The sequence below is a fragment of the Paenibacillus sp. 7516 genome, assembly GCF_002272715.1.
Lineage (GTDB): Bacteria > Bacillota > Bacilli > Paenibacillales > Paenibacillaceae > Paenibacillus > Paenibacillus illinoisensis_A.
Genome location: NZ_NPBI01000024.1, coordinates 45,484 through 68,333, shown reverse-complemented (window position 1 = coordinate 68,333; position 22,850 = coordinate 45,484). Strand labels below are relative to the sequence as shown.

At 47.9% G+C, this 22,850-nt stretch carries 19 protein-coding genes; 1 reads left to right on the top strand and 18 read right to left on the bottom strand.

The window, feature by feature from the left end:
• The first annotated feature begins 305 nt into the window (after window positions 1–305).
• On the top strand, window positions 306–1,379 hold the full coding sequence (locus tag CHI14_RS19915) for a hypothetical protein (RefSeq protein WP_095290643.1): 1,074 nt from the start codon (window positions 306–308) through the stop codon (window positions 1,377–1,379).
• Window positions 1,380–1,533: 154 nt separating this feature from the next.
• Here the strand turns inward: CHI14_RS19915 and CHI14_RS19910 are convergent, their stop codons facing one another.
• The 18 genes from CHI14_RS19910 to CHI14_RS19825 all read right to left on the bottom strand — a co-directional run bounded on the left by CHI14_RS19910 (window position 1,534) and on the right by CHI14_RS19825 (window position 22,678).
• Window positions 1,534–3,039 carry a malate:quinone oxidoreductase gene (locus CHI14_RS19910; RefSeq protein ID WP_095290641.1) on the bottom strand — a complete coding sequence of 502 codons (1,506 nt, stop codon included), beginning with the start codon at window positions 3,037–3,039 and terminating at the stop codon, window positions 1,534–1,536.
• Between the two features lie 442 nt (window positions 3,040–3,481).
• Window positions 3,482–4,291 carry an ABC transporter ATP-binding protein gene (locus tag CHI14_RS19905; RefSeq protein WP_095290640.1) on the bottom strand — a complete coding sequence of 270 codons (810 nt, stop codon included), beginning with the start codon at window positions 4,289–4,291 and terminating at the stop codon, window positions 3,482–3,484.
• Window positions 4,292–5,323: a FecCD family ABC transporter permease gene (locus CHI14_RS19900; RefSeq protein ID WP_095290638.1), complete on the bottom strand. Its 1,032-nt coding sequence runs from the start codon at window positions 5,321–5,323 to the stop codon at window positions 4,292–4,294.
• The gene (locus CHI14_RS19895) at window positions 5,320–6,360 is read right to left on the bottom strand and encodes a FecCD family ABC transporter permease (protein ID WP_095290636.1); all 1,041 of its coding nucleotides are present in this window, start codon (window positions 6,358–6,360) and stop codon (window positions 5,320–5,322) included. The genes CHI14_RS19900 and CHI14_RS19895 overlap by 4 nt, the downstream gene beginning before the upstream one ends.
• Window positions 6,353–7,450 carry an iron-siderophore ABC transporter substrate-binding protein gene (locus tag CHI14_RS19890; RefSeq protein WP_095290634.1) on the bottom strand — a complete coding sequence of 366 codons (1,098 nt, stop codon included), beginning with the start codon at window positions 7,448–7,450 and terminating at the stop codon, window positions 6,353–6,355. The genes CHI14_RS19895 and CHI14_RS19890 overlap by 8 nt, the downstream gene beginning before the upstream one ends.
• Before the next feature lie 533 nt (window positions 7,451–7,983).
• Window positions 7,984–8,838 carry an ABC transporter ATP-binding protein gene (locus CHI14_RS19885; protein WP_249281177.1) on the bottom strand — a complete coding sequence of 285 codons (855 nt, stop codon included), beginning with the start codon at window positions 8,836–8,838 and terminating at the stop codon, window positions 7,984–7,986.
• A complete protein-coding gene (locus CHI14_RS19880) occupies window positions 8,835–9,635 on the bottom strand; it encodes an ABC transporter ATP-binding protein (protein WP_095290633.1) in 801 nt (266 codons plus the stop codon). The genes CHI14_RS19885 and CHI14_RS19880 overlap by 4 nt, the downstream gene beginning before the upstream one ends.
• Window positions 9,632–10,489, bottom strand: coding sequence for a nickel transporter permease (gene nikC / locus CHI14_RS19875; RefSeq protein WP_095290631.1), 858 nt, complete (start codon window positions 10,487–10,489; stop codon window positions 9,632–9,634). The genes CHI14_RS19880 and nikC overlap by 4 nt, the downstream gene beginning before the upstream one ends.
• Window positions 10,486–11,433: a nickel ABC transporter permease gene (nikB, locus tag CHI14_RS19870; RefSeq protein WP_095290629.1), complete on the bottom strand. Its 948-nt coding sequence runs from the start codon at window positions 11,431–11,433 to the stop codon at window positions 10,486–10,488. Before nikB ends, nikC begins: the two co-directional genes overlap by 4 nt.
• Entirely contained in the window at window positions 11,433–12,980 is a 1,548-nt protein-coding gene (gene nikA, locus CHI14_RS19865) for a nickel ABC transporter substrate-binding protein (protein WP_095290628.1), read from the bottom strand. The genes nikB and nikA overlap by 1 nt, the downstream gene beginning before the upstream one ends.
• 253 nt (window positions 12,981–13,233) lie before the next feature.
• Entirely contained in the window at window positions 13,234–13,803 is a 570-nt protein-coding gene (locus CHI14_RS19860) for a hypothetical protein (RefSeq protein WP_095290626.1), read from the bottom strand.
• 28 nt (window positions 13,804–13,831) lie between these two features.
• The gene (locus tag CHI14_RS19855; RefSeq protein WP_141236709.1) at window positions 13,832–14,215 is read right to left on the bottom strand and encodes a hypothetical protein; all 384 of its coding nucleotides are present in this window, start codon (window positions 14,213–14,215) and stop codon (window positions 13,832–13,834) included.
• Between the two features lie 26 nt (window positions 14,216–14,241).
• Window positions 14,242–15,441 carry a WXG100 family type VII secretion target gene (locus CHI14_RS19850; protein WP_095290623.1) on the bottom strand — a complete coding sequence of 400 codons (1,200 nt, stop codon included), beginning with the start codon at window positions 15,439–15,441 and terminating at the stop codon, window positions 14,242–14,244.
• 226 nt (window positions 15,442–15,667) lie between these two features.
• Window positions 15,668–17,365, bottom strand: coding sequence for a histidine kinase N-terminal 7TM domain-containing diguanylate cyclase (locus CHI14_RS19845; protein WP_095290621.1), 1,698 nt, complete (start codon window positions 17,363–17,365; stop codon window positions 15,668–15,670).
• Window positions 17,366–17,662: 297 nt separating this feature from the next.
• Window positions 17,663–18,427, bottom strand: a complete 765-nt coding sequence (locus CHI14_RS19840) for an AAC(3) family N-acetyltransferase (RefSeq protein ID WP_095290620.1) — start codon at window positions 18,425–18,427, stop codon at window positions 17,663–17,665.
• 201 nt (window positions 18,428–18,628) lie between these two features.
• The gene (araA, locus tag CHI14_RS19835; RefSeq protein WP_095290619.1) at window positions 18,629–20,053 is read right to left on the bottom strand and encodes an L-arabinose isomerase; all 1,425 of its coding nucleotides are present in this window, start codon (window positions 20,051–20,053) and stop codon (window positions 18,629–18,631) included.
• Window positions 20,054–20,364: 311 nt separating this feature from the next.
• On the bottom strand, window positions 20,365–21,060 hold the full coding sequence (locus tag CHI14_RS19830) for an L-ribulose-5-phosphate 4-epimerase (RefSeq protein WP_095290617.1): 696 nt from the start codon (window positions 21,058–21,060) through the stop codon (window positions 20,365–20,367).
• Between the two features lies 1 nt (window position 21,061).
• On the bottom strand, window positions 21,062–22,678 hold the full coding sequence (locus CHI14_RS19825) for a xylulokinase (protein ID WP_095291241.1): 1,617 nt from the start codon (window positions 22,676–22,678) through the stop codon (window positions 21,062–21,064).
• Between the last annotated feature and the right edge of the window lie 172 nt (window positions 22,679–22,850).

The window sequence follows — 22,850 nt, the reverse complement described above, 5'->3', positions numbered from 1 at the left end:
TAGAAATCCTTCAGGAGAGCTGCGACCCTATTCATCCAATTGAGTTAGAAGGAAGGATCGCAATAGCCTGAAGGCCAGAGGTCCGAAGTTCGTGACCCGAACCTTTGGTAGACCCATCATCTCAGATTCCACGATCTCCCAACAGGGTGAAAGTATTACGACTGCATTAACCGTTCGCCAATATCGCCCGTAATGAATACAGCTCGCTTGATAGTCAGCCAAATAGGGAATGCAATGATATTCGTCGAATACCACTATATATAAGAATTATCTAGAGATCTTCGCATGAATCGAGGTTATGACAGATGGAACTTCAAACACTATATAACGAGTATCTGAATATCAAATTCAAACGCGGATTACCGCCTGTACGAACGAAACCTTTTGAATACGGCTTATACGCAGATGACAGTGCTGGTTTGTTTCTGACGGATCACCCGGAAGAGACTTTCACGAATTGGATGTACGAATTGATACCAAGAGATCCGCATTATATATCTGCACCAGACTGGCAGCCTGTCCTCGCAGACGTTTTTCAACAGATGGATATATATGATGAACTGGTTCTGTACTACCTTCTGTTCACCCTAAACACCACGCTGTCCGTTAACTCGCATAACGCGTACAGCACCATGAATGATTTCATGAAAAACTACAGCTTCCTGCAGCTGTCTCACTTGAGCGAAATCACCCGTTTAAACGAGGAACAGAAGCACCAGGTAAGAGACTTTTTCTTCTTTTACTACCTTTATGCTCATCCGGTTAACGAGGAAACGCTCTACGCGTGTTCATTTGACGGTCAGAACTTGGTGCATACCAAAACCGATATTCCATTGGAGCGTTATTTCACGGCATTTCATGATCACTATAGTACAAATATTAAGGAGTACACCGAGCAGATCGCCATTGCTCCACACGATATCCAAGCCTGCAAACACCTTACGCTGCAGCTTCTGCAGTGTATTGAAGGGAAATTGGCCAAGCTGAACATGCCTGAGGAGAAAGGATTAGAAGCGGTGCTGCGGCTCATCAATGATGTGGATCAGATGCTGCAGCTGCACGACAATAATAAACCTGCGTTGTTTGAGATGATGAAAAATTTCCTGAAGGAAGCTCGTTCCACTCCCTATCGGGACCACTGTTTCACGACGCTGCTTCAGAACTATGCTTCGTATATCCTGTTTTTCAGGTTTGATGAGATTCATGCATTGGTGGAATATTTCGAAGACACCCCTGAGTGGTGCAGAACGATTATCAATAAGATCTTTATGGACACAATCTTCATGGAGCGAATATTGCGACAGAAGCGCATCGATATAACCACGTATCCGAATGTAACTCAGTTCTTTGAGGACGAAGCAAAACGGATCTATCTGTAGCTCCGGAGGGAGTGCCGTGCACTAATCTAGAATAGTACGTCAAAAAGCCTTCACCGACGTTAATGTCAGCAAAGGCTTTTTTTATACTCTATTCTTATCCATTGTAATAATTACAGTAAATATGAGGCCATGTTGTTCTATCTCCTTTGCCTCTTTACACCGAAGCAACCTTCTTCTCATCCGTCAGCCCAAGTGCCTTGGCTGTCGTCGTGTGAACCTTGCGAAGAAGATCCGGATTCTCCACCAGGGACTCGCCGTAAGAAGGAATCATTTCCTTAATCTTCGGCTCCCATGAATCCATATGCTGCGGGAAGCATCGCTGCATAATCTCCAGCATGACTTGCACCGCAGTGGAAGCCCCTGGTGATGCGCCGAGTAATGCGGCTATTGAGCCGTCGGCAGCAGTAACGACTTCTGTACCAAACTGAAGTGTGCCTTTGCCGCCTTGCACCGTATCCTTAATGACCTGCACGCGCTGACCTGCCAGAACCATATCCCAATCTTCGCTTTTGGCACTTGGAACAAAATCACGAAGTTCCTGCATACGCTGCTCTTTGGACAACATAAGCTGTTGAATCAGATATTTGGTCAGTGAGATCTCTTTGACTCCTGCAGCAAGCATAGTCAAAAGGTTATGTGTTTTGACAGACGTGATGAGGTCGGCATTCGAACCGGTCTTCAGGAATTTGGGTGAGAATCCCGCAAATGGGCCAAACAGCAGCGACTTCTGATTATCAATATAGCGGGTATCCAGATGCGGAACAGACATCGGCGGAGCGCCCACCGAAGCTTTACCATACACCTTGGCATGATGCTGCTCCACAACCTCCTGATTTTTGCACACCATGAAAAGTCCGCTGACCGGGAATCCGCCGATATGTTTACCTTCCGGAATACCGGTTTTTTGCAGCAAATGCAGGCTTCCGCCACCCGCACCGATAAAAACAAACTTGGCTGTATGGCGCTCTACTGCACCGTTGCTCAGATTCTTCACCGTTAATTCCCAAGCTCCGCCTTGCTTGCGTTTAATATTTTTCACACTATGTTGGTAGTGGATATCCACGTTTTGATTCTTCAGGTTATCGAGCAGCATACGCGTTAAAGCACCAAAGTTAACATCCGTACCGGAGTCGATTTTGGTAGCTGCGATCGGTTCTTTCCCCTTGCGGCCTTTCATCATCAGAGGAATCCATTTCCGCAATTTTGCCGGGTCGTCCGAGAATTCCATACCTTCAAATAAAGGGTGGTTCGATAAGGCTTCAAAACGTCTTTTCAAAAACAGGACATTGCTCTCTCCATGCACATAACTCAAATGGGGGAGCGGCATAATGAAGTCCCGCGGATTACGAATCAGATTGCTATTAACGAGATAGGACCAAAATTGTCTGGAGACTTGAAAATGCTCATTCACCTTAATGGCTTTGCTGATATCTACGGTTCCGTCCGGTCGTTCAACGGTATAGTTCAATTCGCAAAGTGCAGAGTGGCCCGTTCCGGCATTGTTCCATTCGTTGGAGCTTTCCTCTCCTGCACTGGCGAGCTTCTCATAAACCTTAATATTCCAATCTGGTGCCAATTCCTTCAGCAAGGTTCCCAATGTTGCACTCATAATTCCGGCACCAATCAAGATAACATCTGTACTCGTTTGTCCCTGGCTCATGTCTACCGTCCTTATATCCTATATTTGCCAAAAGGATGTAAGCGTTATCGATTTGGCATTTGCAGCGAGCCCGTTCTTGAACTGGCCCAAACCTCTTCTGAACGAAATTAAACCTTGGTCATAGTGTATCAATATTACGGTTAGATTGAAATATGCAATTTTAAGTTACTTGGTTTACCTGTTAGTATACTTTAGTTTCAACCTTACCGCTAACCCGCTTATAGGGGTGAAAGATTTATTTTTTCAAGATAATAGAAAACATGGCAAGCCATAACGCCATTATAGGTTAGGTTTCTAGGTTTATAGGTTTATACTTCTCCTCATGAGGAAAAAAATCGAATGTGCCGGCCCTCGGCAAGGAAAAAGCCTATTCCAGATGATGAATTCCTGGAATAAGCTTGTTTTACTGTGGCCTCTTAGAGCAAAACGTCCGATTAGCATGTTACTCGCTAGCATGTACATGGTATCTTCCCCGAGGTACAACCAAAGGGGAGCCTGACAACGGATCTTCTACCACGGTACAGTCCAGGCCAAATATGTCTTTCACCATGGTGCTGGTAATGACGTCAGAAGGAGCGCCCTCTGCGACAAGCTTCCCTTCCACCAACGCAATGATATGATCCGCATAACGGGCTGACAGGTTGATGTCGTGAAGCACCATGACAATGGTTGTACCATGCCTCCGGTTAAGGTCGGTGAGCAGATCGAGAATCTCAACCTGATAGGTAATATCTAAAAAGGTTGTTGGTTCATCTAGAAAGAGAATATCCGTCTGCTGCGCCAGAGCCATCGCAATCCAGACCCGTTGTCGTTGACCGCCTGAAAGCTCATCGATGTTATGGTTGGCAAACTCGGTAATGTCCATGATCTCCATGGCTTCTGCTACCGCTTCGTAATCCTTCTTGGTCCATCCGCTCAGCAAGGACTGGTGCGGAAACCGCCCTCTCCCCACCAAATCGGCAACGGAGATCCCTTCCGGGACAATAGGGGATTGGGGTAACAGCCCCACCACCCTGGCCAGCTGCTTGGGTGGGAATTTGCTGATCGGCTTCCCATCCAGCGTAATTTTTCCTGATATCGGCTTGATCAGCCGTGCCAATGTTTTGAGAAGCGTAGACTTCCCGCAGCCGTTAGCTCCAATGATGACACTGATTTGGTTGCTGGGAATCGCAAGGTCTACGCCATGAATAACGGTTTTATTGTCATAGCCAGCCACTAAGTCTTCCGCTTGGAACTCATGCGTCGGTTTCATTTATAATTCTCCCTTTCGGTTCATTCGGATGAGCAGGTAGATCAGATAAGGCGCTCCGAGAATGCCAGTGATGATGCCGACAGGATATCTGACCTCGAACGCAAATTGCCCGATGAGATCTGCAGCCAAGACCAGGTTAACGCCAACAAGCCCCGCCGGAATGGCATTTGAGAAGCCTGATCCGGCTAGCCTCTTCGCGATAGGTCCCGAAAGGAAAGAAACAAAAGCGATCGGACCCGTAGTGGCTGTCGCGAGAGCAATCATGCCTACAGAACACAAGATGAGTACAACTCTTGTCTTATCCGTAGCAACACCAAGTGATGTGGCCGATTGTTCTCCAAGCTCCAGTAAACCAAGATGTTTGCCTAGCACAATAATAAAAGGAGACAGGACCAGAACCGCAATGATTAAAGGCGGAAGCTCGTCCATCTTGGAGCCGTTGAGGCTGCCGCTGAGCCAGCGAAGCGCAGTTGGAATATCCTGCTGCGAACTGACCAGCAAAAGATAGGATATGACAGCATCCAGCATGGCCTGGATACCTATTCCGACAAGGATCAATCTTCCGATCGAGAAGGTTCTTCCCTTGGATAATACATAGATCAATACCACCGTCGCAAGACCGGCAATGACCGAAGCAATGGAAACAACGGCTCCATTTGCATGAATGACCGTGATGCAAAATACGGCTGCTGCGCTTGAACCGGAGGTTATACCGATGACATTCGGATTCGCCAAGGGGTTACGCAGCATGGTCTGAAAGATATAGCCCGCCATACCGAAGGCAAATCCGGCAAACAGCCCTGCAAGCATCCTTGGTAAACGTATGGTATAGATTGCAAATGTCGCCCCCTTGATCTGCTCACCGGAAAGGACCCGGATGACATCACCAAGCGGGTAAATGGTATTTCCCAGCAAAAGCATGGCACAGCATAGCGCGAGCGCGAGTATGGCAAGTAATACAGTAACAACGACCCACCGACGTCGTCTTTGACGTCTGCCCGATATAATCAATTCCATCGTATTATTTCTCATAATGAACGCACTTTCGATTTGATTGCTAGAATGATAAGAATCGGAGCTCCAATGAAGGCTGTAACCACACCGACCTCGAGCTCTCCCGGACTGCCGATGAGCCTGCCAAGCACGTCGGATATCGTCAAGATAATCGCACCTGAAATCGCAGACATCGGAATAACAAAACGCAAGTCAGAGCCGAGTATAAGCCGAATCACATGTGTCGCCAAAAGTCCGATAAAACCAATGGGACCGGCTAATGCCGTTGTTGCACCACACAATAGAACCGCCGCAAGTGCTGCGATCAGCCTGAGCACTCCCGTTCGAACACCCAACCCGGTTGCCACGTCGTCACCCAGTGCCAATGCATTCAGTGCTGGAGCCGTAATAAAAGCAATGATGATACCCATGGCCAGAAACGGCACAAACGTACCGATATCGCTCCAGTCGCCTGAACCGACGCTGCCGACTTGCCAGAACCTGAATTGATCCATAACATAAGCGCGTGGAATCATGATGGCAGTCACCAGAGAGGAAAGGGCTGCCGTTATGGCCGCTCCCGCTAGCACCAGTTTGATGGGTGTAGCGCCGCCCCGCCCCATGGAACCGACAGCGAATACAAATACAGCGGTAAGCGCAGCGCCAACCAAGGCCAGCCAGATATATTGGCCTGCCGTATTTATGCCCAGAAAGGCAATGCCGAAAACAACAAACAGGGACGCACCCGTATTGACACCCAGAATACTCGGGTCTGCAAGCGGGTTGCGCGTGACCGATTGCATCAATGCTCCGGAAACGCCCAGTGCAGCTCCGCAAAATAAACTGAACACGGTCCGTGATATTCGTTTGCGGACGATATTTGCCCCGTAGGAGTCTACATTTGAATAAAACAGGCCATCTATCAGTTCATTCCATCTCACGAGCCGGGAACCGAGCGTGAGTGATGCCAACACGCAAACGCCGAGCAAGACGATGCAAAGGAACAGCACCGTCTTGAAATGTTTAGGCATATGAAGTTTTAAAGAATGGTTTGGGGAAGTCGAAGAACTATTCATTGATCTTGTCGATCGCTGCCCCGATTAATTTCAAGTATTCATCAATGGTATACGCAATCGAGAGCGGGTTCGGTGTTCCGGCAGCAACCAGAGGTGTGTCGCTATCGATGAAGGCAACAGAGCCTCTCTCGATCGCAGGGATTTTACCCAGCAAGGAATCGGCTTGAATGGCCTTTAACAATTCATCATTGCCGTATCCGATCAGCAGATCGGCATCGTTAAGAGCCTCTGCATTCTCAGCACTTAGTTCCAATGAGTAGCTTTTCGGATCCTTAATGAGTTCGGTGATACTTTCGGGATTACTCAATCCCAGTTCTTCCAAGAAAGAGACACGAGAGTCGACTGGCGTATAAATATGCAGTTTGGACATGTCTTGTGCAGAGAAGTTCACCCAAACTACTTTTTTGCCAGCAATCTGGGGATAGGCACTCAGTTTCTCCTTAATCATGTCTTCGGTATCTTTGATCAGCTGCTCACCTTCCGCTTCCATGCCCATGCCTTTAGCATTAAGGTTTACTTGTTCACGCCAGGTCGTTGCCCATGGAGCTGTTGGGTAAGCCACAACTGGAGCAATCTCGCTTAATGTATCGTAGTCTTCTTGTGTAATACCGGAGTACGCAGCAAGAATCACGTCAGGGTTAGCATCCGAAATGGCTTCAAAATCAAGACCGTCTGTATCCTGGAACACGTTCGGATCTGTTACACCAAGCTCGTCCAGTTTCTCTTTGGTCCAAGGAAGCAGCCCGCTATCATCCTGAACACCGAAGTTTGCCGCTGAGAATCCAACAGGGACAACGTTAAGAGCAAGGGCAATGTCATGGTTGGCCCATTGTACGGTAACCACTCGCTCAGGCTTGCTTTCGATCACGGTCTCACCAAGAGCGTGCTTGATGGTTATTGGATATTGTGTACTTTCATCTGGCGTAACCGCTGTTTCTGTCGCTGATTCATCCGTGTTTGCCGAACTGTTCGCTGCTGGAGTTGAACCTGTCGTCGAATCGGATTGCTGTGTTGAGCAGCCCACCAGTGCCAAGATCAGAATCATCGAGATGATTAGTGCTTTTAATGAAATGTTTTGTTTCCCCTTCATGTGTAGACCCTTCCTTTTCTCCATTAAATTTTTGGATATCATGATTAACGATCCTGTCTTGCTGTTACTGTAACTACTTCACGAATCATTGCGAGAACGTTTTCAATCAACCTGGGCGGTTGAATGAAGCTGATGTCCCGAATTGTTGTGGCGTGCATCTGCTCACTTGAAACTCAGTCTCTATGTATCGGTGCCCAATCAACCTATAGCAAAAGTAGAGAATGATGTTTTCGTATATTTATGCATTTATACTTATTGTGACACTGATAATGATTATCGATATCACAAATTTACCTTTGTTTTAATCGATTGTCAACAAAAAATATGTATGCATACTATCGGGAGTCATGAAAAAGGAGGGAACACAACTTATTATATTCTCAGATATCTTACGTTAAATAAGCAAACCAGCAAAAGTATGAGCTTTCAAACTTACAGAAAAACAAAAGTAACATCAAAAAGCCACAATCAATTCTCATTGAAAGTGGCCTATTCGTTCGGGTATATCTTTATCCCCTACGTCTCGGGTTTACTCAGAAGATTGAGATGAGTTCCTTCGTATACGGATGGCGTTCTTCTGCGAACAGCTCATCCGCACCAAATCGATCGACGATTTGTCCTTCTCTCATGACGATGATTCGCTGGCTCATACGATGTACGGCAGCCAGATCATGAGAGATAAACAAATATGAAAGCCCCAGTGATGTCCGTAAGTCGGTTAGCAATTGCATAACAGCGCCCTGTGATATCACATCCAGGCTGGCTGTCGGTTCGTCAAGAACGATAACGTCCGGTTCAATACTAATGGCACGTGCGATGGTTACACGCTGACGCTGCCCGCCGCTTAACTCATGCGGATAACGTCCAGCCAAATCACTTGTAAGCTCAACAGCTTCAAGCAGCTGCTTCACGTAGGCGTCCTTAGATGTATAGGCAAAGTGAGACAGCTTAATGTCTCTCCCGAACTGCTCATACGGATCAATCAGTGAATCAGCAATTTTCAGTTTTGGATTCAGCGCTGCAGCCGGATTCTGAAATACAATCTGGATCTTCCTGCGGTGCGGACGCAGGCGTCGGCCGCTAAGCCGCGTAATGTCCTCACCGCCAAGCATGATCGAGCCGGAATCCGCATCTTCGATCCGCAGCAGACAGCGAGCGAGCGTACTCTTGCCACAGCCGCTCTCGCCAACCAGGCCGAGGCACTCCCCTTGGTTTAAGGAGAAAGACACGCCGTTAACAGCTGGACGCTCAGCGCCAGCATAAGTGCGGCTGAGATGTTCCACACCCAGCACGGGTTGGTCGGACAGCTCGGATTGACCCTGGTCCTGTTGGACAGGTGCCTCAACCGGGAATGATTCCTTGTGGTACTCCATTTCGGTTGTCTTCATTGCGTTTCCGCCTCCTTCAAACCCGATTTCAACGAGCGGCTCAGAACAGGAGCTGCTTCAATCAGTTGACGCGTATACTCATGCTGCGGATGGTCAAGAATACGGTGTTTCCCGCCCGATTCGACGATCTGTCCTTCCTTCATAACAGCTAGCCGATTGGCGTAACGGCGCACATGGCGCCAGTCGTGTGTAATGAACAGAATGGCGCAGCCAGTCTCAGCCTGCTTACGCGCCAGCAGCTCCAGCACGCGGTGACCCGAGACGCTGTCGAGTGCCGTAGTTGCCTCGTCGGCAATCAGCAGCCTTGGCGATAGCATGAGCGATGTCGCGATGGAAGCACGCTGAAGCTGACCACCGCTCAACTGGAACGGATAGCGCCGAAGCAGCTCTGCGCCAAGCCCAACGGACTCCAGCGCCTCGATGGCGCGTTTATGCCGGACAGCAGAAGACTTTTCTCCATGGATTTTCTGATATTCATCGAAATGTCCGCCAATACTTCGAAACGGCGTAAACGCCCCCTGATAATCCTGAAAAATATATGAGATGCGGCTTCCCCGCAGGGCGCGCATCTCCTTCGGTTTATGTTCGAGCAGGTTACTGCCTTCAAAAATGATTCGCCCCGATGCGTGCAGGTTGGACGGAAGCAGTTGACCAATCGACTGTGAAAGAAGACTTTTGCCACTGCCGCTCTGTCCAACCAGCGCCATGAATTCGCCTTCCCGAACGGCGAGAGAGACGCTGTCGACAATGGTACGCTCACGGCTGAAGATGCTCAATTCCTCAATGGAGAGAATCACGGCTGCACCTCCTTTTTCACGTCAAAGCGGTCTCTCAGATAGTCGCCGAGCATATTTGCAAGCAGTACTACCACTACGATGGCTAAACCCGGATAGACCATAAGCTCTGGCCGTGACTGGAAGTAGGGCCTGGAGTCATTCAGCATTGCTCCCCATTCAGGCGTGGGTGGCTGGGCCCCAAGTCCGATGTACGATAACGAGGAAATGAGCAGGATGATCTTCCCCAGATCGAGGCTTGCCAGTACGAGCACATGCCCGGCAATATGCGGGAGCAGATGCTTGGTCATAATGCGTGTGTCTGACAGTCCATTGGTTCGTGCGATACGAATGTAGTCCTTTTGCGACTCGGACAGGACGGTACTGCGGACAAGGCGTGCATAGCTGACCCACTTGACGATTACGATTGCCAGCACCAAATTACCGATACCCGCTCCAAGCAGCCCACTCAGCACGATAGCAACAATCGTGTCAGGAAAGGCAAGGAAGCCATCAGCAATTCGCATGAAGAGCTTATCAATCCAACCACGCTTGTATCCCGCAATCAGGCCAAACGGAATTCCAATGAGCAGTGCCGCTCCAAGTGCCAACAGACTATAACCGAGCGTCTGGCCGCCTCCAAGCAGCAGCCTTGTCAGTACATCTCGACCCAGATGGTCGGTGCCGAATGGATGGAGAGCACTTGCACCCTGCAGCCGTCCGCGTAGGTCGGTTAGTGTAGGGTCATGCTTAAGATAAACAAAGGCATACATGGAAGCCCCGATGATCAGCAGCACAAATAACAAGGCGGTGATCGCCTGTAGGCTGTGTTTTTTCGATTTTTTAGCGGCCAGTGGACGCAGAAGCATCGTTTTCATCGGTGGGCCTCCCTTTCCTTGAGTTTCATTTCCGGATTCAAATATCGATAGGATAGATCAACTGCCGTATTTACAAAGAATACAACGACCGCCATGATCAGAATATAACCCTGAATCAATGGATAGTCGCGCTGGCGTATGGCATCAACGACGAGCTTGCCAATGCCCGGGTAGGCGAACAGCACCTCAATGACGACAACCCCACCAATGAGGCTGCCTAGACTGACACCAAAGACGGTTATGACTGGTGGCAGACTGTGGCGGAAGGCATGCAAAAAGAAGATGCGACCTTCAGATAACCCCCTCGCCCGAGCAGACCGAACAAACTCCTGACTCAGTGAATCCAGCAGGCTGGAACGCAAAAGACGCACATAAACGCTGGAGATGGCAAGTCCCAGCGTCAGAGATGGCAAAATAAGTGATGCGAATCCGTCCCGCCCCATGGTCGGCAGACTGCCGAAGCGCACGCCGAACAGGTCGATCAGAATCAGGCCAAGCCAGAAGCTGGGCACCGCCGCACCGACAATGGACAACAACCGGCTGCCCCGGTCGATCCAGCTGCCACGATGCAATGCTGACAGTGATCCTAGTGGGATGGCCACAGCCAGCATGACCAGCAGAGCGCCGATCGTAAGTTCCGCTGTAGCCGGAAGCGCCCTCATTAGCGTTTGCATAACCGGCTGTCCTGTCGAGTACGATACGCCGAAGTCCAGACGGATGAAGTCCAGCAGCCAATTGCCAAATTGAACAGGCAGTGAATCATTGAAGCCCATTTCTTCACGCATAGCCTCAACCTGCTCCTGACTGACAGATAGTTCGTCCACATTCAGAATCGTGAGCACCGGGTCGCCGGGAGCCAGACGGATGAATAGGAAGCTCACAAACATAATGAATAGTAGAAAAATAAAAACTTCGAGAAACTTGCGAAGCAAAATGCGAAACATTACATCACATCCAGCTTATTGGTAATCATGTAATACTCACTGCGTGTGGTAACCCAGTTCTTGATCTTCTTGCCGTTGTAAGCAACGATCGTACCCGGATGCAGGACAAATGAATTCAGCACGTTATCGTGCACGTAATTGGCGGCCTTTTCTGCAAGCTCTGCGCGCTTCTCCGGATCGACTGTGAGATTCAGCTCATCGATGATCGCCGTTAGCTCCGGATCCTCTGATCCACTGAAGTTGAGTGCGCCCTTCGGATGATATGTTGCATTCAGATAGTAACCAGCGTCACCTCGCGGTGCTGTCAGATTACTATAGGTTGCCAGATCCCAATCCCGATTGGACGCCATATAATCCTCCGGCGTATCGATCTGGCGAATTTGCACATCGATGCCAATCTTCTTGGCGTCAGACTGGAAGACTTGGGCAATGAGCGGCAGGTCTGCGCGAGCCGAGTATGTAAGCAGCGTCAGTTGCAGTGGTTTGCCATCTTTGGTCATAACGCCGTTTTGCAGCGTGTAGCCGGCTTCCTTCAGGTAATTAACTGCTGCTTCTTCACCTGATTGTGATGCTGACTTGTCATAGGTAGGTGCGAACGGCAGAGACGGCAGGAACGGTCCGATAGCCGACTCACCATAGCCAAGCAGAATGGTATCAACGATACCCTGACGGTCAATTAATGCATCCAGTGCACGGCGCACATTCAGGTCCTTAATGCTTTCACGCTGCATGTTCATCGTCATTTGGTGAACGCGGAACGTGGAGGTAGACTCCACAGTCATGCCATCGATTGCTTTAAGGGATTCCAGACTTTCCACTTCCGGACGGTATACGATGTCGACTTGTCCGGATTGAAGTGCGAGTGTACGAGCATTGGCATCCTCGTTAAACGAGAACGTTACCGAATCGAGTGGTGAAGCTCCATCCCAATATTCATCGTAGCGGTCCAGTTCTAGCTTGCTGCCCGGTGTAAATGAATTCAGCTTAAACGGCCCGGTGCCAATCGGCTTGTTTACGATGTCCGGCTCGCTCACGTCAATAATGGCCGTATTCGGATTGACCAGTTCGGATGCGAATTCCGGGAACGGCTGTGTGGTCGTAATCTCCAGTTTGTCGCCCTCGGCTTCAATCGTGTCGATCTTAAGTGCGTTCTGAATGGCTGCACTTTCAGTCAATGCGCGCTCAAGCGATGCCTTAACGGATTCACCCGTCATCGGCTTGCCATTCTGGAATGTTACATCATCGCGCAGATCAATCGTCCAATGCTGACCGTCTTCACTCTCCCAGCTCTCAGCGAGCCATGGTGCAACGGTCAGATTCTCTTCATCGAGACGAACCAGCGTTTCCGTAATGCCCGCTCGTAGCGGAACGTAGCTGGAGTCGACATGGGGGTCAAGCGAGTTTGTGGAAAAGTTATATAGGAAGTGAACGTTTTTATCGGTGGAAGGCTGCGCAGCGGGACTCGTTTCGGAAGATCCACAGGCGCTCAACAATCCGGCGCTCAGAACCAGGGAGGTCAGCACCAGCAGCGGCGTCTTTTTATTCAAGGTAATGCCCCTCTCTATCAATCGTTGACTTAATCGTAATTATTATTATTTAAACAATGAGTATTATCATATCGTAATGATTACGTTTTGACAAGAGATATGTTAGTGGTGGAACGCAAAAGAAACCCGACTCTCAAAAAGAGAGCGGGTTATCTTATCTTGATGTATTGGAACAATATTCTATTAATCTCTTTTTTGCCCGCTTTTGATTATAGCCTTAAAACAAACTTACACGTACTGTGAATTACAAAAATCATTGATTCACCCATGCTGCTAAGCCTTCATCACTAATATTAATAGGTTTTTGTTTTGACATGTAGTCAGCATTTGCTAATGGAAACACATAGCCCCCAGCAATAATGTCTCCGTGTCGTCTTCTAACGGTTCCTCCTCTTTCAATTAATCGAATGAGGGGTTTGTACAAATCATTAAACTTCAATGCTATTTCATTTCCTGAATCAATTAAGAATACCCACTCCAAATATGCTTCACAGGTCCCTTTCATAAAACTGTTGGTCAGCTTCGCTAACTCAGGGCATTTTTCTGTTAAATCCAGATCAACGTCATGACCGATTACATGAGAAGCTTTAAAAAAAGGGTATGGAGATTTTAAATCATAGGAAGTTATTAATAAGGCTGCTCGTCTGATATATTCTTGTATTAGTGCCATATTTGACGGTACGTCAACACTGCCAGAGATGCTCCAATCTATGTTGTTAATTCTTTCTAGAGCTTCGGAAAAACGATTCATAAATATACCATTGTTATCTTTCGTTTTAGTCTTAGTTTCTAAATCGTTATACTGCTCCAGGACACCTGCCAAATCTAGCTTATTCTAACACTCCAAAAAATCATTCTATGATTGCTTTAAAGGGAGCATGTCCTGTTTCAACATTTCTCAACAAAGTAGGCTTCCTAAACCTTAGACTGCACTGTAATTTAAAAATAGCTACAGCTTCATCAAACCCTACAAAAATTACGTTTATCCATATAGGCACCATGGGCTCTAAACCGCATAGGATGTTAACCGCATTGACTAATGGTAATTTCTTCCCACCGATATTATCCTCGCTCAGAATATTTAGTCGCATCATATCATCAGCACTATTTAGAGGCTTATCCCTTTCTCTCACAGGCTCAATAATGAATCTGTAATCGTTGAATTGTAGTCCTTTTCTATTTGAAATTTCTTGAATTGTCTTTAATAGATTTTCTTTAAATATTTCTTTATTCATCTGTTTTATTTGTTCCAAGGTTATCCCTACTTTCCTGAGATCTTCGTACTTGAGACTTTAACAAGTTCGTTGGTATTAACATATCCTGAAGGCGTTGTATCTATAGAGAATACTTCCAACCATGCATTTTTAGTTTTTATTCCAGCTTGCTCCAAAATTTGAGGAAATACTCTTGCTTGCTCAACTGTAGGCGTGTAATGTCCAGACAAGTTGGTTATTCTTCTAAGCCGTCCATCAGAGTTTATCTTGAGCTTCCCTGCTGCTTGAACAGATTCACCATTCGCTAGAAAAGAGTGCCCTCTCCCAACGTGAAGTTTACCGTTCATGTCTATAACAAAATCCATCTCATTAATTCCATTTACATTTTTGATTCGTCCATTCTCTATATTAAAACTAAACTCTTTTCCAACTTGAGCATCAGCAGGGTACCTATTATTTATTCTTTGTGCAGGTGCAACATTGCCAGAACTAGTAGCGCCTAAACTAGCAGCCTCAATATGCTTTTTAATCTTCGCCACAGCTGGGTTGGATGATGGCAAACGGAACGGACCTTTGCTGCCCGGCATACTTCCTTTAACCATCGAAACGGCCATAAAAATCTGACTAAGTTTAAGCGACGTAACCATTGTTTGAGCATATTTATCTGAGACTGGCTCGCCTGTAAACGGATGTATTCCATTCTCAAATGCCTTGATCTGGAGCGCGAAGATATCTTCCCCTGGTGGCTCCATGTTCATAGGACCTTGCATACCTTTTACATCCAAATTCCCTTTATCCTTCTCATAAGCCTGGAGAGCTGTCTGATCCGTAACGCCTTTCTCATTCACAGGGAGCCATACTCCAAATGCTGAGTTATACGCCATTCGATAACCCTTATCTTCCGAGTTTCCATTACCGGTCAATCTTGTCGTCATCGCCATCGCACCAACAGCTCCAGTTGCACCTGCCAAACTAACCTGCCCAGCATCTACTTCCTGAAAACGGGCAGCGATATCCTTCAGATCCTTGGACGTGTTGATCATACTCTCTAATGCTCTCTCCAGTATAGGCTTGGATCGCTCAAACTCATAGTAAAAACGTTCCTGCGTTGCACCCATCCACATCGCCTGGATGAACATAATCTGCCTGGTCAGATCGCTCCGAATGCTCTCCATTTGTTGTCTGGCCTGATCTACCTGATTGGATACGTGATGTAGTTGTTCAGGGGTAACTTTAATTGTACTCATATGTATCTCCGCTCATTGATATAGGATTAACCTATGTTAGCAGAAGTTTCAAACGCAATACATCAGGCTAACATCCTGATTTTACCTAATTAATAGCATTAAACCCTATTCCCATCAGTCCTATGGTCCTATATGCATATACCCAAGTTAAAGGTTAAAAAAACAAATGACACCAATCGGCTTGGTGTCATTTGTAAGACATATTATAGAAGTGATTCTCACCTCATCAAGAAACACCTCGCTCCAGCTCCGCAAACTCAACCCGATTCCGCCCATTCTGCTTCGCCTGATACAGTGCCTTGTCTACTGCTGCAAACAGTTGGGTCAAGTACCCTTCCGGATTATCCGGTACCTCATCACATTCAAAATCCTCAATGGATAGAATCCCAATGCTGATCGTAATGGATACCTGCCCAACCTCATGATCTACCACCATAAGGTTAGACTCCACGGACAGCCTCACCCGTTCTGCGATTTTTTGAGCTAACTGGCGTTCCGTGTGCGGAAGGTAGATCATGAACTCTTCCCCACCGTAGCGCGTTAGGATATCGGTCTCCCGGATGGACTGTTTCACAGCATGAGCTGTGCGGTACAGCACTTCATCCCCAATGACATGTCCATAGCGATCATTGATTGCCTTGAAGTAATCAATATCCAGGAGAAGGAGTGAAAATGGCGTCTTATAGTGAACATTCGTAATGACCTCATGCGTCAGCTGCTGGGTCAGATAACGACGATTGTAGCAGTGAGTCAGACTATCCGTAAGCGCCAGCTCTTCCAGTTTGAGATTAGCCTCGGATAGCTCCTGACGAATGCGATCCAGGGCATGATTGCGTTCCTGAAGCATCTCATTCTGCCGATTCATTTCTTTCACATAGTAGCGCTCTTGCGACACATCCTGAAACGTCAGGAGATGACCAAGAGGCATCTGATAATGATCAATGATTGGAGAGGTTTGGAGGATAAAATGACGCTCCATGTCGCGCTCCTCCACAATGACCTCAATCTGAGACAGCGTATTTTCCTTTTGCCGATACTGATCCAGAAACGACACACTGTTGCCCTCTACACGAACCGATCCCAGAAATGCCTCCATATCAAAACAATCCCCAACATGCAGATCCATGAAGGATCTGGATGCCTTGTTTGCTTCAATAATGGTCTCATTCTCATCCAAAACCAGAATGCCATAGGGAATCGTATTAATCACATCCTCATGGGCGATGGAAACCAGATCGAAGACGTTGTACCGCTTGATGACATAGACAAAAAATAAATCCGACAGAAAAATCCCCAGCGACGTCAGTCCGGGAATGATGAACGGTATCCATGCTCGCAAAACCACATTCAGAAGGGCATCGATTGCTGCAAAAACAGCCAGAACGAATATGCCCCACAGCGTAATTTTCACCTGTTTTTTAATCGTTGGTGATTTATCGGAGGCGCGAAGTGACCCGAACAAAATAAAGAGGGAAGCTATAAAGTAGCTCACCAAAACAATCATGACAACCCAGAACCAGGGGCCATAGGCCCGTTCGACATAACCACCCTCCAGCGGGGTTACAAACCAATGAGCCGGGTTGATAACCACACCAATGGCTGCAATAACAGCTGGTACGAACAGCAGCATAACTCTTTTTGTCCCTAATCGATCCGCATAACCGGTAATGAAGATGGTCAACAGCAGCCAGCCACTTCCAAGCAGTGAGACGGCGACGAAAGACAGGGTCACATAAAATAATTGCCAGCCCGGGTTATCCGACAACACGATCGCAAACTGACAGAAGGGCCAGAGCATCATCAACCCATGAAATAGAAAGTAAACCTTATGTAAGTTCGTGATTCTAGCGGTAGCAAAAACATAAACGTATACACCTAACAACAGGACGAATAAAAAGAGATCATACCATACCAATGGACTCACAAATCTTCTCCTTCTTGGTTGCGACTACTACGATATCATTGAGCTAGGCTGTTTTCGTAAATCTAATTCAAGCTATATTGAAACTATATAATGCTTTCCCTGACTAAAGTTTTGGTTAAATTAACCATATCTTATCACACACCCCTATGGGTGAGTAGGCCATACACTGGAAATACAGCCAAGCCCTGTTTTATTTATGCATCTATTTTGCTGATTTGTGAGTGTTTTGAACGTTTAACTATTGAAAAAAGAACCATCTCCCTCCCGTTGCCGAGCGGTTCTCGGGTATGTCTACTCCTACTCCTTCGCCAGCGGCAGGTTATCCGAGAATAGATCCGGATTCGCCCTCAGCATCGCTGTGATAATTTCCTCCACCATGGCCGCATCACATACTCGTACAACAGCGTCGCCAAGCTTTCCTTGGCGCATCGCGCCTTTGCGCTGTAACACCTCATCCACTTTCCAGAAATGCTCCGACCACGACAACCCGTAATGCCTGCGGGAAGGTACTGAAATCTCTGTTCCATCTGGCAATACGGTGTAGAGCTGCTCATGCTCATCTGTTAAACGCCCCGGAATGTCCACCCATTCCTCTACGCCATGGATGAACGTGTTTCGTTTCAGGTCAACGCCAACAAGGAGAATGGTCGCTTTACGATCCAGCAGCTTGCCCCAAGCTGAGCCTCTTGCACAAGGCGTGTCATATAGGTGATCGTCCTTCGTGAATGCCACTGCATCCTGACCGATTGCTGCAACCGAGTGAGTCGGGTGCCAAGAACGTACTACACCTGGCCGTTTTCGAAATAGCTCAGGTAGAATCCCGACGCAGCATGGTGATGATTCCACGTGGAACATTGGATTACTCGCATTGATGGTGGACCAGGTGTGGGTTGGCAGCACAAGCAGTCCGTCCTTCATATAGTCTGTAAAGGCATCCAGTACGGTATCCGCCCCACCTTCGACCTCACCCATACTTTTCATGGAAGAGTGAACAAGCAGCGTACCTCGTCTGTCAATGCCAAGCTGGTGGAGCTGATCAAGCAAGCTTTGTTGTGTATGCATAATGAATCAATAACCTCCTTTGGGCTATTATAGCAAAATGAAGGAAACTCTAAGGTGCGCAAGGGTACGCACTTCATGAGACTGCACTACAGATTGTGATTGTCTTGTCACTGCATCACAGCACGACAAAGGGCCGAGGGAATCCCTCGGCCGCCAGGCAATCATGGATATGAGTCCAATCACGATAAAAATATCTTATGTTTATTTAATAACGACGTACTCCAGGTTAACCAGCTTCGCATACGTTACGATCTGGTCTGTTGTCAGGTTCAAGGAAACCACGGTGTGGTGACCGCCGCCATTTTCGATCCAAGCTTTGACCCCATCCTGGAAGTTTGGCTTCACGTTCCACAATACACGTGCCACAGGCAGATTCGGTGCTGGTACAGTTGGCTCAAATGCAGATACTTCATTGATTAGCAGTTTGTAATGTGTGCCGAAGTCAGCCATGGATACGACAACACCTTCGCCTGCTTTGCCATCGAATACCAAACGTGCAGGATCTTCGCGATCGCCAATACCCAGTGGAGACACGATGATTCTCGGTTTGGTGCTGGCGAGAGTAGGATCTACTTCAAGCATGTGAGATTGAAGGATCGCTTCCTGTCCGGCAGCCATTTCATATGTGTAATCTTCCATGAAGCCCGTGTTCTCGTTATGGCTCATGATTTTCAGCAAACGATCAAGTGCAGCTGTTTTCCAGTCACCTTCACCAGCAAATCCATATCCTTGGGCCATCAGGCGCTGTACAGCCAAACCTGGAAGCTGCTTCATGCCATGCAGATCTTCGAAGTTGGTGGTGAATGCAGTGTATCCGCCCTCGTCGAGGAAGCGTTTGATCGCAATTTCATAACTGGCTTGCACACGTACACTGGCTTCCCAAGCTTCCTTGCTGTTTGTACCATAATCGAATTCATACAGCTCCGCGTATTGGCCGATCAGGTCATCGATTTCCTGCTCTGTCACTGCATTCACAACCTGTACGAGGTCACCGATGCCGAAGTAGTCGACCGTCCAACCGAATTGGATTTGTGCCTCCACTTTATCCCCTTCAGTTACACCCACGTTGCGCATGTTGTCGCCAAAACGGGCCACTTTGATGTTGAAGCTTTCGTTATAGGCAACCGCCACGTCCATCCAGTCGGCAACCTGCTGCTGCACTTCCGGGCGCTCCCAGTATCCAACGACAATTTTGTTTTGTTTTCTCAGACGCGCATTGATGAAACCATACTCACGGTCACCGTGTGCTGCCTGGTTCAGGTTCATGAAGTCCATATCGATGGTGGCCCAAGGAATGCTCTCATTGTATTGCGTAGCCAGATGAAGCAGCGGTTTCTGCAGCAATTTTGTACCCCGAATCCACATTTTCGCTGGAGAGAAGGTATGCATCCAAGTAATAACACCGGCTACTTCATCGCGATAGTTGACTTCCTTCATGATGCTCGTGATTTTATCTGCGCTTACCGCCAGATCCTGCAATACGAGTGGGTATGGCAGAACGCCGCTTGCATTCAGAGCGTCCGTGATTTTCTGTGCATTGGCTTTGACCTCGCCCAGTGCTTCTTCACCATAGAGATGCTGCGAACCAACGACAAACCAAAATTCTTTTGCTGCTGTTGCTGACATGTAATCATCCTCATTTCATTTTTTATAGTTGAACATATGGGTTTACACTTATCACTCCGATTGCAGTACCATCTTCCGATCGCTGGTTATCCCCGGATTTTTTTTATTCCCTTTTTTAAGGGAAAATCCTGTGATAAACGCGAGGTATATCCTTCCGAAGTAGCTTTCTTGCAGAAAGCTTTTAGCTTCGCTTCTTCAGATTGGTTCTGCACTCTCCGTTATCGTGTAAAAGTTTTATACAACTTCTTTGGTAGTAGTAACAAACAACTTATTCGCTTGAATTATTATCAACCGATCGCTACATAACCACATTACTTCTGTCCGTAATACGCGTCTTTCCCGTGTTTCCGCAGATAGTGCTTATCCAGAATGCCTTGCGGCAGTTCTTTGGCGAAGTTGTTTAGCTGCCGCGCATACAGGTTCATTTTGCATACTTCCTCCAGCACAACACTGTTCACCACAGCCGCCTTCGCATCTTTTCCCCAGGTAAACGGTGCATGACCATGGAGCAACACGGCCGGAACTGCCATAACATCAATCCCGCGCTGTTCAAACGTTTCAATAATGACGCGTCCTGTCTCCGCTTCGTATCCGCGATCAACCTCGTTCTGGTTCAGGAAACGTGCACAAGGTACCGCACCATAGAACGTATCCGCATGCGTTGTTCCCATAACAGGTACATCCAGTCCAGCTTGCGCCCAGATGGTCGCCCATGTGGAGTGCGTATGCACAATCCCGCCTATTTCGGAGTAATGCTTATATAAAACGGCGTGGGTTGCTGTATCCGAGGATGGTCTCATCTCGCCCTCGACCACGTTGCCATCCAGATCGACAACAACCATGTCGCTTGGCTTCATGGCATCGTAGCTGACGCCGCTCGGTTTGATTACGAACAATCCGCTATCGCGATCAATGGCGCTGACGTTGCCCCAAGTGAACTTTACAAGACCATGCTTCGGCAGCTCCAGATTCGCCTCGTAAACCTCTTGTTTCAGTTGCTCTAACATCTTAGTCCCTCCCGTTCTCTACCAGATGATCAACAGCCGCCTGCTCAATGGCCAGACCCTTCCGGTAGCGTTCGATAAATGATTCAAATCCTTTAACATCCGATGGGTCCGGTGCTATTTCCTCTCCAGCGACATCGCTGAATACCTTCTGCTCCAGGAACACATCCAGACTCTCCTGCTCATCCTTATTGATCATGTACGAAGCGAGAAGCGCCATGCCCCATGCTCCACCTTCCCCCGCTGTGGACATGACGGATACAGGCACATTCATCGCGGCTGCAACGATCCGCTGTCCAACGACTGGCGTTTTGAACAATCCACCATGAGCCAAGATGCTGTCGATAGCGACATGTTCTTTTTCGGTCAAAATATCCATCCCGATCTTCAGTGCACCGAAAGCTGTGAACAGATGGGTACGCATGAAGTTGGCCAGATTAAACCGGCTTTCAGGTGAACGAACGAACAAAGGACGGCCCTTATCAATCCCCGTAATATTCTCGCCGGAATAGTAGCCGTAGCTCAGCAAGCCGCCACCATCCGGGTCTGCTTCAAGTGCCTTGTTAAACAAGACGCTGAAGAGCTTGCCGCTATCGGCTTCATATCCCATGGCCTCAGAGAATTCACGGAACAATCCGATCCATGCATTGATGTCGCTGGAACAGTTATTGGCATGTACCATACCCACTGGGCTGCCGTCCGGTGTTGTGACCATATCGATCTCGGGATACACTTTGGACAGTTCATTTTCCAGGACGATCATGGCAAAGACAGATGTGCCAACAGAGATATTGCCCGTACGTTTTCTTACGCTGTTCGTCGCGACCATGCCTGTTCCGGCATCGCCTTCCGGCGGACATAGCGGAATGCCTGCCTGCAAGTCTCCTGCAGGATCGAGCAGCTTGGCCCCGGCATCCGTTAACGTACCTGCATCCTCGCCCGCGAGATATACCTTGGGAAGAAGCTCTTCCAATGTCCATGGATAACCTCGACCTGAGATCAGTTCGTCGAACTGCTTAATCATGGTTGGATGATAGTTATGTGTAGACTCATCAATTGGGAAAATGCCTGAAGCATCACCAATTCCAATCGCTTTATTGCCGGTTAACAACCAGTGGATGTATCCAGCCAGCGTAGTCAGGTTATCGATGCGAGGCAGATGCTCCTCCTCGTTCAATATGGCCTGATACAAGTGTGCGATGCTCCAGCGTTCCGGGATGTTGAACTGAAGAAGATCTGTTAACTCCTTCGCCGCCACTCCAGTTGTTGCATTACGCCACGTCCGGAACGGTACCAGCAGTTCACCTGTACGATCCAGAGCAACATATCCGTGCATCATGGCGGAGAAGCCGATGGAACCAATGGTTTGCAGCGTGATGCCGTACTTCTGTTCCACATCCTGCTTCATCTCGCGGTACGCGGTTTGCATGCCCGTGATGATATCCTCCTGGTTGTACGTCCAATATCCGTCTTTCAGGAGATTCTCCCATTCGTAACTTCCGGATGCGATGGTGTCGAAACGTTCGTTAATCAATACGGCCTTGATCCGCGTCGACCCGAACTCGATGCCCAGGGATGTGGCTCCCTTTGCAATCGCCTCTTTCGTCTGCTCATGACTCATAACCATGGTTGTCCCCTCTCTGATCGCCGTTTTCATCGCTAGGATGGTATTTACGTTAAAGGACCACAGCTGCAACGGCTTAGGATGAATTTATGAATTCGTATAAAATGTGTACTGCTGTTGCGAACACTTCTGGTGAATAAACAGCAGTAATCTTTATTTAAGAATGCGC

What these genes read in the sequence shown, in the direction of transcription:
- CHI14_RS19915 (WP_095290643.1), top strand. Translation starts at nt 306, where the DNA reads ATGGAACTTCAAACACTATATAACGAGTATCTGAATATCAAATTCAAA.
- CHI14_RS19910 (WP_095290641.1), bottom strand. Translation starts at nt 3,039, where the DNA reads ATGAGCCAGGGACAAACGAGTACAGATGTTATCTTGATTGGTGCCGGA.
- CHI14_RS19905 (WP_095290640.1), bottom strand. Translation starts at nt 4,291, where the DNA reads ATGAAACCGACGCATGAGTTCCAAGCGGAAGACTTAGTGGCTGGCTAT.
- CHI14_RS19900 (WP_095290638.1), bottom strand. Translation starts at nt 5,323, where the DNA reads ATGAGAAATAATACGATGGAATTGATTATATCGGGCAGACGTCAAAGA.
- CHI14_RS19895 (WP_095290636.1), bottom strand. Translation starts at nt 6,360, where the DNA reads ATGAATAGTTCTTCGACTTCCCCAAACCATTCTTTAAAACTTCATATG.
- CHI14_RS19890 (WP_095290634.1), bottom strand. Translation starts at nt 7,450, where the DNA reads ATGAAGGGGAAACAAAACATTTCATTAAAAGCACTAATCATCTCGATG.
- CHI14_RS19885 (WP_249281177.1), bottom strand. Translation starts at nt 8,838, where the DNA reads ATGAAGACAACCGAAATGGAGTACCACAAGGAATCATTCCCGGTTGAG.
- nikC (WP_095290631.1), bottom strand. Translation starts at nt 10,489, where the DNA reads ATGAAAACGATGCTTCTGCGTCCACTGGCCGCTAAAAAATCGAAAAAA.
- nikB (WP_095290629.1), bottom strand. Translation starts at nt 11,433, where the DNA reads ATGTTTCGCATTTTGCTTCGCAAGTTTCTCGAAGTTTTTATTTTTCTA.
- CHI14_RS19855 (WP_141236709.1), bottom strand. Translation starts at nt 14,215, where the DNA reads ATGAATAAAGAAATATTTAAAGAAAATCTATTAAAGACAATTCAAGAA.
- CHI14_RS19850 (WP_095290623.1), bottom strand. Translation starts at nt 15,441, where the DNA reads ATGAGTACAATTAAAGTTACCCCTGAACAACTACATCACGTATCCAAT.
- CHI14_RS19840 (WP_095290620.1), bottom strand. Translation starts at nt 18,427, where the DNA reads ATGCATACACAACAAAGCTTGCTTGATCAGCTCCACCAGCTTGGCATT.
- araA (WP_095290619.1), bottom strand. Translation starts at nt 20,053, where the DNA reads ATGTCAGCAACAGCAGCAAAAGAATTTTGGTTTGTCGTTGGTTCGCAG.
- CHI14_RS19830 (WP_095290617.1), bottom strand. Translation starts at nt 21,060, where the DNA reads ATGTTAGAGCAACTGAAACAAGAGGTTTACGAGGCGAATCTGGAGCTG.
- CHI14_RS19825 (WP_095291241.1), bottom strand. Translation starts at nt 22,678, where the DNA reads ATGAGTCATGAGCAGACGAAAGAGGCGATTGCAAAGGGAGCCACATCC.